The organism is Terrabacter sp. 2YAF2, from assembly GCF_052114705.1.
Lineage (GTDB): Bacteria > Actinomycetota > Actinomycetes > Actinomycetales > Dermatophilaceae > Terrabacter.
This window is the reverse complement of sequence record NZ_JBFRFG010000001.1, coordinates 359,183-378,409: the sequence shown is the minus strand read 5'-3', so window position 1 is coordinate 378,409 and position 19,227 is coordinate 359,183. Positions and strand designations below refer to the sequence as shown.

The following is a 19,227-nucleotide window of genomic DNA, read 5'->3' as shown; positions in this document are numbered from 1 at the left end:
GCGTCCCCCGTCGGGTCGGGGACGGTTGCGGCCGAAAACGGGAGGCGCGCTGTCCGTGGTCATCTGTAGCGTTCAGGGATTGTGACGGTGACCAGGGTGGGGTACGACGACGCAAGGGGAACGACGCCGGAGGGGTCTCCTCGGGCTGGGGGTGTGCCGCAGGGCCGGGTCCCCGTCGACTGGCGTCGGGTCCGTCGCCCGCTCACGGTCGTGTGCTTCACGATGTCGCTCTTCGGCGCCGTCGCGGCGTCGCTCGGATCGATGGTCGCCGGCCGGCTCGCCGAGCACGCGACCTCGACCCTGGTCGTGCTGCTGGCCGTGTGCGTCGTCGGCGGTGCCGTCATCGACACGGTCGCCAAGACCATCTGGGCGACGGTGTGCGACCGCGCCGAGGGCACGCTGCGCGCGGACCTGCTCGACGCCGCGATGGCCCAGCCACTCTCCGAGCTGTCCGAGCAGGCCGTCGGCGAGGTGCTCGACCGCATCGACGACGACACCTGGGAGGTCGGGCAGCTGATGCGCTGGGGCGTGTGGCAGGCCGTGCGCACCCTGCTCGCCTCGGGGCCGCTCTGGGTGGTCGCGACGCTCGCCTGGTGGCCTGCCGCCGTCCTCTTCCCGCTGACGGGTTTCGCGACGTACTGGGTCGTGCGCCGGCTGCTGCCACAGGTCGCCGAGCGCAAGGTCATCGAGGAAGCGGCGTGGACCGACCATGCGGCATCCACCGAGGAGGGGGTCGCCGCCCGCGACGACCTGCGCACCGCGCTGGGACAGGCGCACGTGCTGCGCCGCAACGCCCGGATGGCCGCCCGGGTCCACGCGGCACTCGACCGGGTCCTCCAAGTGGAGGCCCGGATCACCCGGCGCAGCGGCGGACTGCTGCACGGCGCCCTGGCAGCCGTGGCCGTCGTCGGCACCGCTCTCGTGCTCGCCGACGACATGTCCACCGCCCGGCTCGTCACCCTCTTCCTCGTCACGACGATGTTCGTCGGCGGCGTGGACATGCTGGCGCGCCACCTGCCCGACCTGCAGGAGGGCTTCGGCGCCGTCCTGCGGCTGCGCGCCATGCTGGGCGCCCCGGCGGAGCCGATAGGCGGTCTGCCACTGCCCGACGGGCCACTCGACGTGGAGTTCCGCAACCTCGAGTTCGGCTACGGCACTGGCACTTTCGCGCTCCGGGACGTCAACCTCGCCGTTCCGGCGGGCCACACGTGCGCGCTCGTGGGCCGCACCGGGTCCGGCAAGTCCACGCTCGCCTCGCTGCTGTCGCGGGCGGTGGAGCCGCCCCGGGGCACGGTGCTGCTGGGAAGCACCGATGTGCGGGACCTCGACCTGCAGCAGCTGCGGGCCGCCGTCGGCGTCGTCACCCAGCGCACCGAGGTGATTGCCGGCACGCTCGCAGAGAACATGACGCTCTTCGGCGACGTGCCCCGAGTCCGGGTGGAGGCCGCAGTCGCCGAGCTCGGTCTCACCGAGTGGGTGGCCGGGCTGCCCGACGGTCTGGACACGATGCTCGGCCCGGGCGGCACGACGCTTTCGGCGGGCGAGGAGCAGCTCGTGGCCTTCGCCCGGCTGCTCGTCCGCGACGTGCGAGTCGTGGTGCTCGACGAGGCCACGGCCCGGATGGACCCGGTCACCGAGGCGCGGGTGGTCCGGGCCGCAGACCGGCTGATCTCGGGGCGCACGGGCATCCTCGTCGCACATCGCCTGTCGACGACCGAACGTGCCGAGCAGGTGGCCGTCCTCGAGTCGGGTCGCGTCGTCCAGCAGGGTCCGCGCGGTCGGCTGGCCGTTGCGGACGGACCGTTTCGCCGGCTGCTCGAGGCTGCCGCTCACGAGGTCGCCGTGGAGGAGCACCACCACGACGACGCCGCCATCGGCTCGGTGCGTCGCAGCACCACCCCGCCGCCGCCGCCCACCCTGGCGCCGAGCCCGGGCCTCGCTCGGCAGGTGCTCCACGCCGTCCGCATCCAGCCCCAGTGGGGCCTGGTCGGGGCCTCCCTCTTCCTCGTCGCCTCGCTGACAGGCGCCTTCGGCGCCCTCACCGGCTGGACCTGGGGCCTCGTGGTCACTGACCTGCAGGCCGGGCAGAACCCTGGTTGGCTGACCGCGGCCCTGGTGGCCTCGCTCGTCATCGGCCCGCTCCTGCTGTCGCAGGCGTTCCGGTCCTATCCGCACTGGTGGGTCGAGGTTCGGCTCAGGGTGCGCGCGGCGGTGCTCGCCGGCCAGACCGCGCAGCGCCGACTCGTGCGCACCCCGCCCGGCGAGGTGGTGGCTCGCACGATGGATGCCGACCGCCTGGCCCGCTACACCGACCGATGGGTCGACTTCACCAACGGCCTCGTCGTCGCCTCGGTGACGGCACTGATCGCCGGGACGTGGCTGGCGGGCGCGGTGCTCCTCGTGGTGATGGTCACCTCGGCGTTGGCGTCGACCCTCGGCCGGCCGGTGGCGGGGCGTTCAGCGGCAGCGGCCTCGACGGCACGGGCCGACTTCGGGCGGTCGTTGGTCTCGGCACTCGAGTCGATCCGCACGGTCAAGCTGGCCGCGGCCACCCCGCAGGTGCACGAGCACCTGCGTCAGGTCGACGGAGGCCGCGTCGATGCGGCGGTTCGTGAGCACCGGGTCCAGGCCCTGCTCGACGGCGTGCCGGTGGTCATGGTCCAGTGCGGTGTCGTCGCCGCCTGGGCGGGCTTCCTCCATGGCACGTGGCCCCTCGCCATCACCCTGCTCGTCGCCAATGCCGTCAGTGGCTTCGACTGGTTCGGCCGGGTCGCCGGCTCGGTCGTGACCGAGGCGCCCGGCGTGCGCGCCTGGATGAATGCCACGAGCGAGCTCGCCGGTGGTGGCGACCTGATGGACCTGCCGCCGGGCATGGACCTCGTGCACGGCACCGCAGACGAACCGCAGCCAGGGCTGCGTGAGCCCCTGCGAAGCCTCAGCCTGCGAGGCCTGTCCGCGGTCCACGACGACGGCACCATCGGCGTGCAGGACGTCGACCTCACCGTCCGGGCAGGCGAGCTGGTGCTCCTGCTGGGCCAGGTCGGCTCCGGCAAGTCCAGTCTGCTCTCGTCGCTGGCCGGGCTGACCTCCCACACCGGGGAGGTGCTCTGGAACGGACGGGTCCTGGCCGAGCCGGAGGTCGAGCTGCGTCCTGGCCGGGTCTCCCACATCGCCCAGGTGCCGCGCGTGCTGTCCGGGAGCTTCACCGGCAACATCGCCCTCGACCACGCCGACCGGCAGGTCGAGCCGGCTCTCGCGACGGCTCGCATGGAGCGGGACGTCGCCGAGGCCGGCGGCCCCGAAGCTCTCGTCGGCCACCGTGGGGTCCGGCTGTCCGGGGGACAGGTCCAGCGTCTGGCCCTGGCCCGCGCGCTCGCCTGCGAGGCGGACCTGCTGCTGGCCGACGACGTGTCCTCGGCGCTCGATGCCGCGACCGAGATCGAGCTCTGGGCGGCACTGCGCTCCGGTGGGGCGACCGTCATCGGCGCGACGAGCAAGGCGGCCGCGCTGGCGCAGGCCGACCGCGTCGTCATCCTCGAGCGGGGCCGGGTCGTCGAGACCGCACCGTGGCGCGAGCTGTCCCAGAGGTGGGCCCACCTCGCCGGGTGACGAGCCCGGGAGGTGGGCGCCCACCCCTTCCACGGCCTAGGCTGGAGCATGGATCCGTCCTGGCTCGGGGGTTGAGGAGGAGCGATCTGATGGCTGCGCAGTCATCCGATGACGAGCGCCAGTGGGCCGCTGAGAAACGCGATTTCGTCGGTGACCGTCGTGATGCGCTGGCCGACGAGCGGGACCGGGTTGCCGACCTGCGAGACATGCTGGCCGACGCGCGAGAACACACCCTGGCCGGACGGGAACGAGAGCTGGGCGCCCGGGAAGCGCAGCTCGGCGTACCCCGCGGCGGCAAGGGAGCCGCGCAGCATGCCGACTCGCTGGTTGCTCGGGACCAGGCGCGACAGCAGCGTGAGCAGTCAGCGGCCGACCGCGTCGACGCCACCAGGGCTCGCGAGGAGGCGACCCGGCGACGGGTGGAGGCCGCGCCGAGCACGCACCTGGCATTGGCGTTCGCCGCCATCGCGGAGAACCTGTTCGCTGCGGACTCCTACGACGCTGTCCTCCAGCGCATCGCGGAGGCTGCGGTGAGCACCGTCGCACAATGTGAGATGGCAAGCGTCACCCTCAGGGAGCACGGGGTGTATCGCACGGCCTCGACCACGGACGTGGCGGCGTCAGCTGTCGACGAGGCCCAGTACGAGGCTCGAGAAGGCCCGTGCCTCGACGCCGTCGACGCCGCAGTCGTCTATGCCAAGTCGTTCCCCGACAACCGCTGGCCCACGCTCGCGTCCCGTCCGGTCGAACTCGGCGCCCGGTCCATCGCCTCCTACCGCCTGGCCGGCGTGGGCCCTGCCAGCGTCGGCCCTGAAGGCTCGCTGAACACGTATGGTCTCAAGCCCGATGCGTTCAGCGACGAGGCGCAGCAGATCGGACTCATCCTGGCCGCACACGCCTCGTTGGCGGCTGGAGCGGTCCGCGAACGCGACGCCCTGCAGGACGTGGCGGACAACCTGTCCAAGGCACTGTTGACCCGAGATGTCATCGGGCAGGCCAAGGGGATCCTCATGGAACGGCTCAAGCTCACCCCGGAGGCCGCCTTCAACGTCTTGCGTCTCGCCTCGAGTGCGCTGGAGGAGAAGCTCCACACCGTGGCCATCGAGTTGGCCGAGACCGGCGACCTCAAAGCCCGCAGACACTCCTGAACTCACGGTCGGGGGGCGCGGCGGAGGTCGATGTCGGCGGGTGTCGACGCCCCCAGGACCTCGGTGAGGCTCGTGTGCACCAGTCTCGCCGCGGCCGCTCCGTCGGTGAACGTGCGGCTGAACTCCGGTTGCCGTCCCTGGCGCTCCCAGCCGAGCGCCGCCAGAGCAGCCTGCTCGTCGCGGCTCAGGTCGGTCACGCCCTCGAACTCCGTGTCGCCGATGCACTCGAGCGCCAGCACGCCCGCCAGCCGGCGCACCTGCACGAAGACGTCGGGCACATGAGTCCGCCCGGTCGACCGGGCGCCCGACCGGCGCCATCCGCGCGGAGCCCGCGTGGCGGCATACGCGCTCGATGCGTGCGACGGCACGTGGACGGTGAAGGTCAGCCAGTCGTCCTCCTCGAGAGCCGCGAGATCGGCCGCGATGCGCGCGGTCCACGCCTCCCACGTCTCGTCCAGCGGCCCGTCGGTCATGCCGAGGCCTCCGGGACCTCCACCACCGCCGTCTCCATGAGAGCGCGCAGGTGGTCCGGGATCGGCGTCGGCCGGCGCGTCGCGGCGTCGATCTCGACGTGCACCCAGTGCCCGAGGGCCTTGATCGCGGGGTCGGGCGCGGCCCCGCGATCCGGGTCGAGGAAGAGACCGAGCTGGTAGGTGACGCTGCTCGTGCCGAGCCGCGCCACCCGGATCCCGACCACGAGGGGCGCCGGGAAGGCGACCTCGGCGTAGAAGGCGCACGACGACTCCGCGACGACGCCCTGCGTCGCGTCGGTCATCGGGTCGATGGTCACGTGCTCGGCCTGCCACCCGTTGATCGCCGAGTCGAACAGCTCGTAGTAGACGGCGTTGTTGAGGTGCCCGTACATGTCGTTGTCGGACCACCGGGTCGTGACCGTGCGGTGGACCGGGAAGTCGGCGAGCGTCAGCTCACGAGGATCAGGCGTTCTCGGCATGCGCCCATCCTGCCCGACGGCGTATGCCGTGTCGGGGGGACGCTGTGGACGAACCCCGACGCTGTCGGCAGGCGAACGTAGAGTTCTCGGGTGGCATGGAGCGTGGGTCGGGCGACGTGGGTGGCTGACGTCACCGACCCCGACATCGCCCAGCAGGTGGGCTCGCGCACCTTCGACCGCGGGCAGGCGTATGCCGTCGAGCGCCGGGTGCGCTCGCTCGCCACCCGCCCCGACGGGATGATGCTGCTCGGCACGATCGAGGGCAGCCGCAGCGAGACCTACCAGACGATCATCGAGGCGCGTCCCCACCCGAAGGGGCGCTCGCACCTGTGGAGCGGCCGGTGCAGCTGCCCGGTCGCCGCCGACTGCAAGCACGTCGTGGCTCTCATGCTGACCGCGCGGGACGTCGCCCAGGGCCGGGTCGTCGAGCCCGCGGCCGGCGGTGGCCAGGACGTCGAGACGCCTGCCCTCGAGTCAGCCCCGTTGGTCGTGCCACCGCACTGGTCCGACGTCCTGGGACACGTCCGGCCTCGGGAGGTGGCGCCGGAGCCCGTCGCCGCGCGCCCTGAGCCACGCGGCGACCTCATGCCGGCCGGGCTGTTCGTCGACACCGTCTACCGCGACCACCGCGGCCGCCGCGGCGTGCCCGAGCTCAGCTACGGCCTGCGGCCGACCCGGTGGACGCGTGCCGGCACGTGGCACCGCACCCTCTCGTGGCACGACGCCCTGCCCCAGTGGCGCCCGGGCATCCGGTTCCTGCCCGAGCACGAGCGGATCATGGGGCGCCTCCACGACGTCGCCCGGCACGGCTCGGGCGGCACGACGTACTTCTCCGCGACGCCGCCGCTGTCGCTCGACGCGAGCCCTGACGTCTGGCCCCTGCTGCGCGAAGCCCGGGCCGCCGGCATCGAGGTGATGCCCGGTGAGGGCATCACCGGGCCCGTCCACGTCGTCGACGACGCGGCCTCGCTCGTGCTCCTCGTCAAGCGGGCCGCCGACGGCAGCGGCGACCTCGACCTCGACGTCGAGATCGACGGCCTGCCCCCGGACGCCAGCGGTGAGCAGCTCTACCTCGGCGACCCCGTGCACGCCGTGGCGATCGAGGGCGACGACGGGTCGCTGACGTTCGTGCCCCTCGAGCAGGAGCTCGACCTCGGTCCCGATGGGCTCGCGTCCGCGCTCGCCGGGCTGCGGGTCCCCGCCGACGAGCGCGGCCGCTTCCTCCGGTCCGTCGTGCCCGGCCTGCGGCAACGGCTCCGCGTCCGGTCCGAGGTGCCGCTGCCGGCGCCCGAGCCGGCCGAGGACGTCCGGCCGGAGGTCGTCACGGTCCACGTCCGGGTCGTCAGCGACGTCCCCGGAGAGCTGCGCCTCGACCTCGGCCACGCCTATGACGGCGTCCCCCGTCCGTTCACGACCGCACGCTTCGGCACCGTCGGCGGCCGCGACCGCGACGCCGAGTCCGCCGCGGTGCAGGCGGCGACGTCGCTGCGCTCGGTGCCCGGCGCGCTGCGGTCCGACCTCGGCGGCCACGCCTACCTCGTGCCCCGCGTCGTGCTCACCGGTCTTCCCGCCGCCCGGTTCGTCGCCGACACGCTGGGCCTGCTCGAGGCCGACGAGCACGTCACGGTCGAGGTCGACGGCGACGTCCCGGCCTACGAGGAGGTCACGTCCGCCCCGGTCGTCCGCCTCGGCACCGGCGAGCGGCGCGAGCAGGCCGATCCCGGCGACTGGTTCGACCTGCGGGTCTCCGTCGAGGTCGACGGCGAGGAGGTGCCCTTCGAGCCGCTCTTCGGCGCGCTCGCCCGGGGCGACGACATCATGCTGCTCGAGTCCGGAGCGTTCTTCCGGCTCGACCGGCCCGAGCTGCACCGGCTGCGCGACCTCATCGCGGAGGCCCGCGACATCGCCGACCCCGAGACCGGTGGCCTCCGCCTCAGCGCCCACCACGCCGACCTCTGGGACGAGCTCGTCGCCCTCGGCGTCGTCGACGAGCAGAGCGCGCGGTGGGCCGCGAACGTCGAGGCGCTCGGCTCGCTCGAGTCCGGGCCGCTCGCCGAGGTCCCGCCCGACCTCCGGGCCACGCTGCGGCCCTACCAGCTCGACGGCTACCGGTGGCTCGCGCGCCTCTGGGATGCCCGCATCGGGGGCATCCTCGCCGACGACATGGGTCTGGGCAAGACGCTCCAGGTCATCGCCACCCTCGTCCGCGCGCACGACCGGGGCGAGCTCGGCGACGGCGGGCCCGAGGCCCGCGGCCCGGTGCTCGTCGTGGCGCCGACGAGCGTCGTCGGCACGTGGATGGGCGAGCTCGAGACCTTCGCGCCGCACCTGCGCGCCGTCGCGGTCACCGCCACAGAGCGCAAGCGTGGGGTGTCGCTCGCCGACACCGTCGCCGGAGCCGAGGTCGTCATCACCTCGTATGCCGTCCTGCGCCTCGACGACGCCGCCTTCCACTCCGTGCGGTGGGGTGGGGTCGTGCTCGACGAGGCCCAGTTCGTCAAGAACCGGCAGGCCAAGACCCACGTCGCGGTGCGCCGACTCGGGGCGCCCTTCACCGTCGCCGTCACCGGCACGCCGCTCGAGAACTCCCTCATGGACCTGTGGTCGCTGCTCTCGCTCACCGCGCCTGGTCTCTACCCGCGGCCCGACGTCTTCACGAAGAACTACCGCAAGCCCATCGAGTCCGGGGAGCGGCCCGAGCTGCTCGACCTGCTGCGCCGGCGCATCCGGCCCCTCATGCTGCGCCGCACCAAGGAGCAGGTGGCGATCGACCTGCCCCCCAAGCAGATCCAGGTCATGGCCCTCGACCCGCACCCGGTCCACCGCCACATCTACGACCAGCACCTGCAGCGCGAGCGCCAGCGCGTCCTCGGCCTGCTCGACGACCCCGAGTCCAACCGTGTCGCGATCCTCGCCGCCCTGACCCGGCTGCGTCAGCTCGCCCTCGACCCCGTCCTCGTCGACGAGGTCCACGCCGGCAAGGCGACCGCCGCCAAGATCGAGTTCCTCGTCGACCAGCTGCGCGAGCTGGCGGCCGAGGGCCACCGGGCGCTCGTGTTCAGCCAGTTCACGGGCTTCCTGCGCATCGTCGAGGCCGCGCTGACGCGGGCGGGGGTGACGACGGCATACCTCGACGGGTCGACGACCGACCGCCAGGCCGTGGTGCGCGGCTTCCGCGAGGGCGACGCTGTCGCCTTCCTCATCAGCCTCAAGGCGGGCGGGTTCGGGCTGACGCTCACGGAGGCCGACTACGTCTACGTCCTCGACCCGTGGTGGAACCCAGCCGCCGAGGCGCAGGCCATCGACCGGGCCCACCGCATCGGGCAGAACCGCCCGGTCACCGTCTACCGCCTCGTCTCTGGCGGCACCATCGAGGAGAAGGTCGTCGCGCTGCAGGAGCGCAAGCGGGACCTCTTCCAGCGCGTCGTCGACGAGGGCGGCTCGCTGTCGGGCGCGATCACCGCCGACGACGTGCGCGACCTGCTCGGCCTCGCGTGAGGCGCATGGCGCGCATGGCGCGCCTCGCGCGCACGAGGTGGTGAGGTGGACAATCGGGCGGTGACCCAGAACCCCACGCTCGACGATCTCGCCGCCCAGGAGTCCGCCCTCGTCTTCGACCGGTTCGACGATGACACCGCATGGGCCGTCGGCGTCGCCCTGCGCGCCGCCGCCCGCGCCGCAAGCCTGCCCGTGGCGATCTCGATCCGACGCAACGGGCAGCGACTCTTCCACGCGGCCCTTCCCGGAGCGACGGCCGACAACGACGGCTGGCTCGAGCGCAAGAGCGCCGTCGTCGACCGTTACGGCCACTCGTCCCTCTACATCGGCGAGGAGTTCCGTGCCGCGGGGAAGACGTTCGAGGACAGCTCCCGTCTCGACCCGAGCCGCTACGCCGCACACGGGGGCGCCTTTCCGGTCATCGTCCGCGGGGTCGGCTGCGTGGGCACGATCGCCGTCTCGGGACTGCCGCAGCGCGAGGACCACCGGCTCGTCGTCGAGACCCTCGAGGCGTTCCTCCGGCGCGACAACGCCTGAGCCGCCGCCGATTTGACCTCAACCCGGCTTGACGTCGGAGGGTGGGCGAAGTGGGTACGTGACCCACAGCCCTGCTTCCGGACACCTTGTCTGCGCCGCTCCGGTGCGGCATAGAGTGGTCGGAGCCGGATGGTCTCCAGAAAGGAACGACAAGTGGCTTACACGCTTCCCGAGCTCGACTACGACTACGCCGCCCTCGAGCCCCACATCAGTGCTCGCATCATGGAGCTGCACCACAGCAAGCACCACAAGGCCTACGTCGACGGCGCCAACGCCGCCGTCACCAAGCTGGAGGAGCTGCGCGAGTCGGGCGACTACGCCGCCCTCAATGGTGTGGAGAAGAACCTCGCCTTCCACCTCGGTGGACACACGAACCACTCCGTCTTCTGGAAGAACATGAGCCCCGACGGCGGCGGCCAGCCCGAGGGTGAGGTTGCCGCGGCGATCACCGAGTACTTCGGCGGCTTCGAGAAGTTCCAGGCGCACTTCAACGCCAACGCCAACGCGATCCAGGGCTCCGGCTGGTCGATCCTCGCGTGGGACACCATCGCCGAGCGACCGCACATCATGCAGCTGTTCGACCAGCAGGGCAACATCCCCGTGGGCCAGATCCCGCTGCTCCAGCTCGACATGTGGGAGCACGCCTTCTACCTGCAGTACGAGAACGTCAAGGCCGACTACGTCAAGGCCTGGTGGAACGTCGTCAACTGGCAGGACGTCGCCGCTCGCCTCGAGCGTGCCAAGGCCACCAAGGGACTCATCCTCCCGGCCTGACCGTCTCGGACACGACAAGGGCGGGCGCCTCGCGGTGCCCGCCCTTCGTCATGCTCGGCGCTGCGCGTCGAGGCAGGCGATGGCCCGTTGCGCGGCCCGCTGCCCGGCCGCGAGGGTGTCACCGGTCCACGAGACCCGCTCCCACGAGATCGGGGTCCGGGTCGAGACGTCGACGCTCAGCGGGATCATCGCCACGGTCCCGTCCGCCGCCCCGGCCGGGTTGGTCAAGGCCAACGAGCGCGAGTGGTCCCCGTTCGGCCCCAGCGCCGGGGTCCCGTCGTCGTGCACGTAGGCGCGGTCCAGGCCGAGGACGTACCAGTCGCCCGTGGCGGTCGTCGCAGCGAAGACGTAGGTCGTCGCGGTGATCGCTCCCGGATGGGCGGCGATCGACATGCCGGCCCGGTCGACGAGAGGCTTCGGCGCGGTGCCGCAGGCGAGCGCGGTCGCTGGTGGGGCCGGTGTGGTCGTGGTGCTGCCGGTGGCGTTCGTGGCCGTCGTGGCCGTCGTGGCCGTCGTGGCCGTCGTGGCCGTCGTCGTGACGGGCGTCGTCGGCACCGGCTGGTCGATGCTCGCCCACGCGGTGCAACCCGCCAGCACGCCGACGGTCAGAAGGAGTCCGACCGCGCGCCCACTGTTCCCCTGTGTGTGCGTCATGCGGTGGATGCTAGGCGACGGCGCTCACGGGGTGGGCCGAGCGAGCCGGTCGATGACGCCGAGGAGCAGTGCCTCGCGCAGCTCGGGTGGCAGCGCGTCGAGCAGAGCGTTGACCGCCGCCATCCGCTCGGGCAGCACGAGCGTGCCGTCGCCGCCGGCGAGGCCTGCCGCGGCGAGCAGGCCGGTGAAGGTCGCCTCGTCGAGGGTGGCCGGGTCGATCGCCGAGGCCATCGCGACGAGCTCGACCGGGGGTCTGGCGGGCCCGGTCGTCCGGGCCGCAGCGGTCGCGTCTGCGAGGTCAGCGGCGATGAGGTCCGACGATGCGGCCGTCGCCGCGCTGAAGGTCAGGTGCAGCGTGGCCGGCAGGTCGCGGAAGCGCATCTGCGGCTGGACGAACCATCCCCGGTCGAGCATCTCGTCGCTGATCGTGAAGACGTCGCACGAGTCGTCGGCGACGAGCGCGAGCAGGGTCGAGTCGGGCGGAGCTGCGACCGTGAGCCCGGGTATGCCGTCCACTGCGCTCGCGAGGTCGAGCGTCGCCGTGCGCGCGTCCCCGGCGAGCGACGCATAGCGGTCGGCGCCGATGTGGTGCACGACCGCCCACGCCGCGGCGACCGGACCTCCCGACTTCGTCGACTGCGCGGTCGTGTTGAGCATCGTGTAGCCCGGCCATCGGGCGGAGGCGAAGAGGTGCGTGCGTCGCAGCTCGGCCGAGGCGTGGAGCAGCACCGACACGCCCTTGGGGGTGTAGGCGTACTTGTGCAGGTCGAGGGACACGCTCGTCACCCCGTCGACGGCGAACGTCCACGGCAGCTGCCCGGGATCGGCCGCGCGCAGGTGCGGGAGCACCCAACCGCCGATGCAGGCATCGACGTGGCAGCGCACCCCGGCCGCGGCAGCAGCTGCGGCGATCGGCTGTACGGGGTCGATGACGCCGTGCGCGTAGGACGGCGCGGAGGCGACGACGAGGACCGTGCGGTCGTCGATGGCCCCGGCCATGGCGACGGGCTCGGCGCGCTTCGTCACGGGGTCGACGTCGACGAGCACCGGGTCGACCCCGAGCCAGTGCGCGGCCTTGTGGAAGGCGGCGTGCGCTGTCGTCGGAAGGACCATCCGCGGGGCCGTGATGTCGGGTCGGGCGTCGCGGGCTGCCAGGACGGCGAGCAGGATCGACTCGGTGCCGCCGGACGTCACCACGCCGGCGAATCCGTCCGGGGCATCGACGAGCCGTCCCGCGATGCCGACGAGGTCGTTCTCCATCCGGAGCAGTGACGGGAAGGCCGTCGGGTCGAGGCCGTTCGTCGAGGCGAACGCCGCGAGGGCCTCCCGGCCGATGGCGTCGGCAGAGGCCAGGCCCGAGTCGTACACGTAGGCGAGGGTGCGGCCACCGTGCGTCGGCAGGTCGCGGGCACGCAGGACCGTCAGGGCCGCCCGGATCTCGTCGTGGTCCATCGTCATCGCGGTCCCTCTCTGTCATCGGTTCGATGTATCTGCGCGTCGTCTGTGACGCGCGGATACATCGAACGGGGGGAGGAGGGGGTGGGGGAGGGGAACGCGCGGAGGGCGAGCAGGGAGACGGTGACGAGGGTGGCGGGGACGAGGGAGAACCCGAGCGCGATCGCCGTGAGAGCTGAGTCTGACTGTGGCACAGTCGATCCCGGTGACGATACGTAGCCTCCGAGAGCCAGCACGGCGGCGTACGCGGCCGGACCGAGCGCCAGGCCGAGGGTCTCCCCGGCGGTCCAGACGCCCGTGTAGATACCGACCCGCGTGCGTGCCTCGCTCGTCCGACTCGCGACGTCGGCGAGCATCGCGAGCGGGAACATCTGCGCTCCCGCGTAGCCGATGCCCACGACGGCCACGCATGCGTAGACGACGCCGTCCGGCAGGGAGCGCAGCAGCACGAGCGCCAGGGCGCCCCCACCGAGCAGGAACGACGCGACGACGTAGCCGGGCTTCTTGCCCCGCGCGGTGCCGACGCGCTGCCACAGCGGAGTCACGACCAACGCAGGTGCGACGAAGCAGACGAAGAGCAGGGTCGCCGACAGTGGGGTGCCGATGACCCACCGTGCGACGTAGTCGACGCCCGCGAGCATCGCGCCGGTCGCCAGGGCCTGGAGCACGAAGGTCGTCAGCAGCAGGCGAAAAGGCCGGTCGGACCGGATGATCCGCAGCTGGTCGCCGAAGGTGGCGCTCGTCGCCACAGCGCTCCGGACCGGGGCTGACCGGGTGCTGCGCCACGCGCCCCAGGCGCCGAGTGCGATGAGGGCCGCGACGAAGAAGCCGACCGCGCGGTAGCCCCAGTCGGGACCGAACGCGTCCCGGATGGCCGGCGAGGCGCCACCGCTGACGAGGATCGCGAGCGCGAGGATCGCGACCCGCCACGTCATGAGCCGCGTGCGTTCGTCGTAGTCGTCCGTGATCTCGGCCGGCATCGCGACGTAGGGCACCTGGAAGAAGCTGTAGGCCGTCGCACAGGCGAGGTAGGCCACGGCCACCCATCCGGCCGCCAGCCACTGCGGTGCCGTCGGGCCGAGGAAGAGCAGCGCGAAGGCGGCGGCGAGCAGCAGTCCGGCACGGATGAGGAACGGGCGGCGCCGCCCGTCGGGGTGCGTCGACCGGTCGCTGACGCGTCCGGCGACCGGGTTGAGCACGACGTCCCACGCCTTGGGCGCGAAGACGATGACCCCCGCCGCTGCGGCCGGGACCCCGATCCGATCGGTGAGGTAGGGCAGCAGGAGCAGGCCCGGCACGGTGCCGAACGACCCCGTCGCCACCGACCCGAGACCGTAGCCGCGGCGCACCGAAGCAGGCAGGGGCGGGCTGGGGACGGGCGGCGTCGCCGAGGTCATGCACGCACCCTAGCCAGCGGCGACCGGCAAGCGCCGGGTCGATGTATCTCGGCGTCATCTGGGGCGCGGAAATACATCGACCCGGGGGGTGGTGGGAGGTCAGACGTCGCGGTGGGCCGGGCCCGAGGCGGTGACCGTGAAGGAGACCGGGGCCGTGAAGCCCTCGTCCTCGAAGGCCGTCGCGATGGCGGCGGTCACCGCGTCGGCGTCGGACGCCCTGACGATGGCGATGCACGAGCCGCCGAAGCCGCCGCCCGTCATGCGCGCGCCCAGGGCTCCGTGCGACCGCGCCGTCGCCGTCGCGACGTCGAGCTCCTCGCACGACACCTCGTAGTCGTCGCGCAGCGAGGCGTGCGAGGCGTCGAAGAGCCGGCCCACCTCGTCGAGGTCTCCGGCCTCGAGGGACGCGACGGCGCGCGTCACGCGCTCGATCTCGGTCACGACGTGGCGGACCCGGCGCCGTACCTCGTCGGACCCGAGCCGCTCCAGAGCCGCATCGAGTCCGGACGGGTCGATCTCGCGCAGCGTCTCGATCCCGAGGTCCCGCGCCGCCTGCTCGCACGCGTCGCGGCGTGCGGCGTACTGGCCGTCGACGAGCGCGTGCTCGGCCTTGGTGTCGGTCACGAGCAGCACGTAGCCCGCGGCGTCGAGGTCGAAGGGCACGTGCCGCGTCTCGCCCGACCGGCAGTCGAGCAGGAGCGCGGCCGCCTCCTCGCAGAGCAGCGACGCCGACTGGTCCATGCCCCCGGTGGGAGCGCCGGCGATGACGTTCTCCGCCTCGACACAGCGCGCGGCGAGCCGCGCCCGACCCTCGGCGGACCCCATCAGGTCGAGGTCGAACAGGTCGCTCGCAGCGGCGGCGACCGCGCACTCGAGGGCCGCCGAGCTCGACAGGCCCGCCCCGAACGGCACGGTGGAGTCGACGAGCACGTCGAGACCCCCGACGGTCAGGCCGTCACGCCGCAGTGCCCAGAGCACGCCGGCGACGTAGGAGCCCCAGTCGCCGGGCTGCTCGGGCGAGATGTCGTCGAGGGCGACCTCGACGACGCCGTCCTGCTGGGCGGAGGCCATCCGGACGACACCGTCGTCGCGGGGGGACACGGCGGCATACGTCCGTTGCGGCAGGGCGATCGGCAGGCACAGCCCGCCGTTGTAGTCGGTGTGCTCGCCGATGAGGTTGACGCGGCCGGGGGCCGACCACACGCCAGCCGGGGCGCTGCCGAAGGTCCGTTCGAAGGCCGCTGCCACCGCCTCGACGACCTCGGCGGGAGTGCGCTCGCTCACGGGGCGACCTCCCGCAGTCGAGCCGCGGCCCGCTCCGGGGCGACGTCGTTGACCCAGCCGCCGACGCCGGACTCGGACCCGGCGAGGAACTTGAGGCGTCCTGGCCCGCGCAGCACCGACATGAGCTGGAGGTGCAGCCGCGAGACGTCCCGTCCGGTCTTCGCGGGGGCCTGCTGCCACGCGGCGATGTAGGGCAGCTTGACCGGAGAGCCGTCCTCGTTGACGTAGTAGCGGTCGAGACGGCCGAGCAGGTCGCGGTAGATGACGGCCAGCTCGTCGCGCTCCTCGTCGCCGAGCGCCACGAGGTCGGGCACGTCGCGGTGCGGGGCCAGGTGGAGCTCGAGCGGCCAGCGCGCTGCAAAGGGGACGTATGCCGTCCAGTGCGTGCCCGAGACGACCACCCGTGAGCCGTCGGCCTGCTCGGCGGCGAGGATGTCGGCGCCGAGGAGCCGGCCGGTGCGCTCGTGGTGGCGGCGAGCCGTCTCGAGCAGGGCCTTGGTGCGGTCGGGCACGTAGGGGTAGGCGTAGATCTGGCCGTGCGGGTGGGGCAGCGTCACCCCGATCTCCTTGCCGCGGTTCTCGAAGGCGAAGACCTGCTCGACCTCCGGGATGGCCCCCAGGGCCTCGGTGCGCTGGGCCCACGTGTCGATGACGGTGCGCACCCGCTCGACCGGAAGGTCCTTGAACGAGGACTCGTGGTCACTCGTGAAGCACACGACCTCGCACCGGCCCACGGCTGGGCGCGTGCCGAAGATGCCGCTCGGGTCGGGGGCTTCCGCCCCGACCGAGGTGACGGCATACGACGGGAACCGGTTCTCGAAGACGACCACCTGGTAGTCGCGCTCGGGGATCTCCGACGGCACGGACCCGTGGCCGGCGGGGCAGAGCGGGCACTCGTCCTTGGGCGGCATGAAGGTGCGGTGCTGGCGGTGTGCGGCGACGGCCACCCAGTCGTCGACGAGGGCGTCGTGGCGCAGCTCGCCCGACTGCACGCGCGGCTCCGCCGGGCGCGGGTCCTCGGCGGTGCGCTCGGGCGTGCCCGGCTCGTCGACGTAGATGATCTCGCGACCGTCGGCGAGGCTCCTCGACGTGAAGCGGATGGTGGTCCGGCTGGGGGTCGACATCATGCCTCCACGATCTCGAGGGAGCCGACGACCTCGCGCGCGGCCGCGCGGGCGCGCTCCGGGAGGGCGGAGTCGGTGACGAACAGGTCGACGTCGGCGAGGTCGGCGAAGGTGCTGAGCCCGACGGTGCCCCATTTCGAGGAGTCGGCGAGCAGGCACACGTGCCGCGCGGACGCGATGAGGGCCTGGTTGGTCTCCGCCTCGACGAGGTTGGGCGTCGTGAGGCCGGTCCGGTCGTCCACCCCGTGCGCGCCGAGGAAGAGCAGGTCGACGTGGAGGGCGCGCAGGGCCGAGACGGCGACCGGGCCGACGAGGGCATCGGAGGGCGTGCGCACCCCACCGGTCAGCACGACGGTCTGGCCCGGTGCGCCCGACTCGTGGAGCAGCTGCGCGACGGGGACGGAGTTCGTCACCACGGTCAGCTGCGGGATGTCCTTGACGGCACGGGCCAGCTCGTAGGTCGTCGTGCCGGCCGAGATGGCGATGGCGCTGCCGACCTCGACCCGCTGTGCCGCGGTCTTGGCGATGGCCTGCTTCTGGGCCCGCTGGAGCAGCGACTTCGCCGAGAAGCCCGGCTCCTCGCTGCTGCGGGTGTCGCCGAGGGCGAGGGCGCCCCCGTGCACGCGCTCGAGCAGACCGTCGGTCGACAGGCGCTCGATGTCGCGGCGGATCGTCATGTCGGACACGCCGAGGCGCTCGACGAGGTCGGACACCTTGACGGCGCCCGACTCCTCGACGAGCTCGAGGATGACGGACCGACGCTGGCTGGCGAGCATCGTCAGTCCTCCCTGAGCACGGCCACGCCACCCGGGGCGAGGCGGACGGTGCCGTCGACAGGAGCGTCCGCGACGAGGTCGTACCCACTTGCCGAGATCGTGTGCGCGGCGTCCGTGTGGTTGAGCAGGAAGAGCCACGAGCCGGACCCGTCGCGGCGGCGGGTCGTCTCGACACCGCGGGGAAGGCCGGCGACGGCGGGCTCGACGCCGGCGACGGTGAGCACCTCGTCGAGGAGGGCGCCGAGGGTCGCGTCGTCCGGGAGGGTGCTGAGGTACCAGGCAGATCCGGCGCTGCCGGTGCCCACCCGACGGGTGACCGCGGGTCGGCCGGTGAGGGGGCCCGCGGCATACGTCGTCAGGACATCGGTGCCCGGCAGGGCGGTCACGTCCTCGCTCCACCACGTGCCGGTGCCCTCGCCGAGGGCGACGGTCTCGTCCGGGCCGAGCGGGAAGAACTCCTCGACGCGGACGCCGAGCAGGTCGCGGAAGGCGCCGGGGTAGCCACCGAGCCGGACGTGGTCGTTCTCGTCGCTGATCCCGGAGAAGTACGTGACGAGCACCTGCGCACCCGCCTCGGCCGCGGCCGCGACGGCCGCCGCGTGCTCGTCGGTGACGAGGTAGAGCTGCGGCACGACGACGAGGGCGTATGCCGTGAGGTCGGCTGACGGGTGCACGACGTCCGCCGTGACCCCTCGGTCGTGCAGTGCACGGTGGATCGCCTGCGCAGCCGTCAGGGCGTCGAGCTCGGAGCTCGGCATGCAGGGGCCCTCGGCTGCCCAGATGGACTGGTAGTCATGCAGGATCGCGACGCGCGACTCGACGCGGCTGCCGACGAGCTCGCCCAGCCGGCCGGCGATGCGGCCGAGCTCCTCGACCTCGCGGAAGCGCGCGCTGTCGGCGCCGGCGTGCGGCACGACGGCGCTGTGGAACTTCTCCGACCCGGCTCGCGACTGGCGCCACTGGAACCAGCCGATGGTGTCGGCGCCGCGGGCCACGTGGGCGAGCGCGTCGCGGATCGTCTGGCCGAAGCCCTTGGCGTGGTTGGTCGGCTGCCAGTTGACGGCGCTCGTCGAGTGCTCCATGAGCATCCACGGCGCGCCGCCCGCTAGCCCACGGGTCAGGTCGCCGCTGTAGGCGAGCTCGGCGCGGGGGTGCTCCAGCGCGTCGACGATGTAGTGGTCGGTGCTCACGACGTCGACGGTGGGCGTCCACAGCGAGTAGTCGAGGTGGCGGAAGTGGTCGAGCGTCATGAAGTTCGTCGTCACCGGCACGCCGGGGGAGAGCTCGTCGAGGACGGCGCGCTCGGCCCGCATGTGCTCGAGCAGCGCGTCGGAGCTGAAGCGCTTGTAGTCGAGCACGTGCGTCGGGTTGTTGAACGTCGTCGACCGCCGCGGGGGCAGGATCTGCTCCCAGTCGGTGTAGCGCTGGCTCCAGAAGGCGGTGCCCCACGCGTCGTTGAGCACGTCGAGCCCCGCGTAGCGGCGCTGCAGCCAGGTGCGGAAGTGTCGGGCGCACTCGTCGCAGTAGCAGGGCAGGTTGTGGCACGCGTACTCGTTGGAGACGTGCCACATCGCGAGGGCCGGGTGCTCGTGGTAGCGCGTGGCCAGCTGGCGGGTCAGGGCCACGGCGTACTCGCGGAAGACGGGTGAGGTGGGGCACCAGGTCTGGCGGCTGCCGGGCCAGAGCGTGTGGCCGTCGACGTCGACGGGGAGGATCTCGGGGTGCGCGGCCGAGAGCCACGGCGGCGGGGTGGCGGTCGCGGTCGCGAGGTCGACGGCGATGCCACCGGCGTGGAGCTTGTCGAGGATCGTGTCGAGCCACTCGAACTCGTACTCACCCTTGGCCGGCTCGAGCCAGCTCCACGAGAAGATGCCCAGGCTGACGAACGAGATGTTGGCGCGCTGCATCAGCTCGATGTCCTCGTCCCAGACAGGGCGAGGCCACTGCTCCGGGTTGTAGTCGCCACCGAGTGCCAGGGTCTTCGTCGGCCATGAGCGCATGGGACACAGGGTGTCGCCT

15 protein-coding genes are annotated in these 19,227 nt (G+C 72.6%); 5 read left to right on the top strand and 10 right to left on the bottom strand.

What is annotated here, in order from left to right; all coding sequences use genetic code 11:
• Window positions 1–153: 153 nt before the first annotated feature.
• Window positions 154–3,609 carry an ATP-binding cassette domain-containing protein gene (locus AB4030_RS01725; protein ID WP_442277445.1) on the top strand — a complete coding sequence of 1,152 codons (3,456 nt, stop codon included), beginning with the start codon at window positions 154–156 and terminating at the stop codon, window positions 3,607–3,609.
• A 101-nt stretch (window positions 3,610–3,710) separates the two neighbouring features.
• Here AB4030_RS01725 and AB4030_RS01720 read toward each other — a convergent pair whose 3' ends face one another.
• Window positions 3,711–3,923, bottom strand: coding sequence for a hypothetical protein (locus AB4030_RS01720; RefSeq protein WP_442277444.1), 213 nt, complete (start codon window positions 3,921–3,923; stop codon window positions 3,711–3,713).
• A 240-nt stretch (window positions 3,924–4,163) separates the two neighbouring features.
• Between AB4030_RS01720 and AB4030_RS01715 the strand changes: the two genes are divergently transcribed.
• Entirely contained in the window at window positions 4,164–4,757 is a 594-nt protein-coding gene (locus AB4030_RS01715) for an ANTAR domain-containing protein (RefSeq protein WP_442277443.1), read from the top strand.
• A 2-nt stretch (window positions 4,758–4,759) separates the two neighbouring features.
• Here AB4030_RS01715 and AB4030_RS01710 read toward each other — a convergent pair whose 3' ends face one another.
• Entirely contained in the window at window positions 4,760–5,230 is a 471-nt protein-coding gene (locus AB4030_RS01710) for a TY-Chap domain-containing protein (protein ID WP_442277442.1), read from the bottom strand.
• Complete coding sequence (locus tag AB4030_RS01705) at window positions 5,227–5,709, bottom strand: acyl-CoA thioesterase (RefSeq protein WP_442277441.1); 483 nt, start codon at window positions 5,707–5,709, stop codon at window positions 5,227–5,229. Before AB4030_RS01705 ends, AB4030_RS01710 begins: the two co-directional genes overlap by 4 nt.
• Before the next feature lie 90 nt (window positions 5,710–5,799).
• Here AB4030_RS01705 and AB4030_RS01700 point away from each other — a divergent pair, with 90 nt between their 5' ends.
• The 3 genes from AB4030_RS01700 to AB4030_RS01690 all read left to right on the top strand — a co-directional run bounded on the left by AB4030_RS01700 (window position 5,800) and on the right by AB4030_RS01690 (window position 10,518).
• A complete protein-coding gene (locus AB4030_RS01700) occupies window positions 5,800–9,207 on the top strand; it encodes a DEAD/DEAH box helicase (protein WP_442277440.1) in 3,408 nt (1,135 codons plus the stop codon).
• A gap of 60 nt (window positions 9,208–9,267) precedes the next feature.
• Window positions 9,268–9,744 (top strand): heme-degrading domain-containing protein, encoded by a 477-nt coding sequence (locus AB4030_RS01695; protein WP_442277439.1) that lies wholly within the window; start codon window positions 9,268–9,270, stop codon window positions 9,742–9,744.
• A gap of 153 nt (window positions 9,745–9,897) precedes the next feature.
• Window positions 9,898–10,518, top strand: a complete 621-nt coding sequence (locus tag AB4030_RS01690) for a superoxide dismutase (protein ID WP_344941307.1) — start codon at window positions 9,898–9,900, stop codon at window positions 10,516–10,518.
• Window positions 10,519–10,566: 48 nt separating this feature from the next.
• On the opposite strand, the gene AB4030_RS01685 is transcribed toward AB4030_RS01690, so the two are convergent.
• From AB4030_RS01685 to AB4030_RS01655, 7 genes are all read right to left on the bottom strand, one after another.
• Complete coding sequence (locus AB4030_RS01685) at window positions 10,567–11,172, bottom strand: hypothetical protein (protein WP_442277438.1); 606 nt, start codon at window positions 11,170–11,172, stop codon at window positions 10,567–10,569.
• A 24-nt stretch (window positions 11,173–11,196) separates the two neighbouring features.
• Entirely contained in the window at window positions 11,197–12,630 is a 1,434-nt protein-coding gene (locus tag AB4030_RS01680) for a pyridoxal phosphate-dependent decarboxylase family protein (protein WP_442277437.1), read from the bottom strand.
• Complete coding sequence (locus tag AB4030_RS01675; protein ID WP_442277436.1) at window positions 12,627–14,024, bottom strand: MFS transporter; 1,398 nt, start codon at window positions 14,022–14,024, stop codon at window positions 12,627–12,629. The genes AB4030_RS01680 and AB4030_RS01675 overlap by 4 nt, the downstream gene beginning before the upstream one ends.
• Window positions 14,025–14,123: 99 nt before the next feature.
• Window positions 14,124–15,308 (bottom strand): galactokinase, encoded by a 1,185-nt coding sequence (gene galK / locus AB4030_RS01670; RefSeq protein WP_442277435.1) that lies wholly within the window; start codon window positions 15,306–15,308, stop codon window positions 14,124–14,126.
• On the bottom strand, window positions 15,305–16,432 hold the full coding sequence (gene galT / locus AB4030_RS01665) for a galactose-1-phosphate uridylyltransferase (RefSeq protein WP_442277688.1): 1,128 nt from the start codon (window positions 16,430–16,432) through the stop codon (window positions 15,305–15,307). Before galT ends, galK begins: the two co-directional genes overlap by 4 nt.
• Complete coding sequence (locus tag AB4030_RS01660; RefSeq protein WP_442277434.1) at window positions 16,432–17,208, bottom strand: DeoR/GlpR family DNA-binding transcription regulator; 777 nt, start codon at window positions 17,206–17,208, stop codon at window positions 16,432–16,434. Before AB4030_RS01660 ends, galT begins: the two co-directional genes overlap by 1 nt.
• A 2-nt stretch (window positions 17,209–17,210) precedes the next feature.
• Window positions 17,211–19,208 carry a beta-galactosidase gene (locus AB4030_RS01655; protein WP_442277433.1) on the bottom strand — a complete coding sequence of 666 codons (1,998 nt, stop codon included), beginning with the start codon at window positions 19,206–19,208 and terminating at the stop codon, window positions 17,211–17,213.
• Window positions 19,209–19,227 lie beyond the last annotated feature (19 nt).

Coding starts and splice junctions, on each gene's coding strand:
- AB4030_RS01720 (WP_442277444.1), bottom strand. CDS start 3,923: ATGCTGCGCGGCTCCCTTGCCGCCGCGGGGTACGCCGAGCTGCGCTTC.
- AB4030_RS01715 (WP_442277443.1), top strand. CDS start 4,164: ATGGCAAGCGTCACCCTCAGGGAGCACGGGGTGTATCGCACGGCCTCG.
- AB4030_RS01710 (WP_442277442.1), bottom strand. CDS start 5,230: ATGACCGACGGGCCGCTGGACGAGACGTGGGAGGCGTGGACCGCGCGC.
- AB4030_RS01705 (WP_442277441.1), bottom strand. CDS start 5,709: ATGCCGAGAACGCCTGATCCTCGTGAGCTGACGCTCGCCGACTTCCCG.
- AB4030_RS01685 (WP_442277438.1), bottom strand. CDS start 11,172: ATGACGCACACACAGGGGAACAGTGGGCGCGCGGTCGGACTCCTTCTG.
- AB4030_RS01680 (WP_442277437.1), bottom strand. CDS start 12,630: ATGACGATGGACCACGACGAGATCCGGGCGGCCCTGACGGTCCTGCGT.
- AB4030_RS01675 (WP_442277436.1), bottom strand. CDS start 14,024: ATGACCTCGGCGACGCCGCCCGTCCCCAGCCCGCCCCTGCCTGCTTCG.
- galT (WP_442277688.1), bottom strand. CDS start 16,432: ATGTCGACCCCCAGCCGGACCACCATCCGCTTCACGTCGAGGAGCCTC.
- AB4030_RS01660 (WP_442277434.1), bottom strand. CDS start 17,208: ATGCTCGCCAGCCAGCGTCGGTCCGTCATCCTCGAGCTCGTCGAGGAG.
- AB4030_RS01655 (WP_442277433.1), bottom strand. CDS start 19,208: ATGCGCTCATGGCCGACGAAGACCCTGGCACTCGGTGGCGACTACAAC.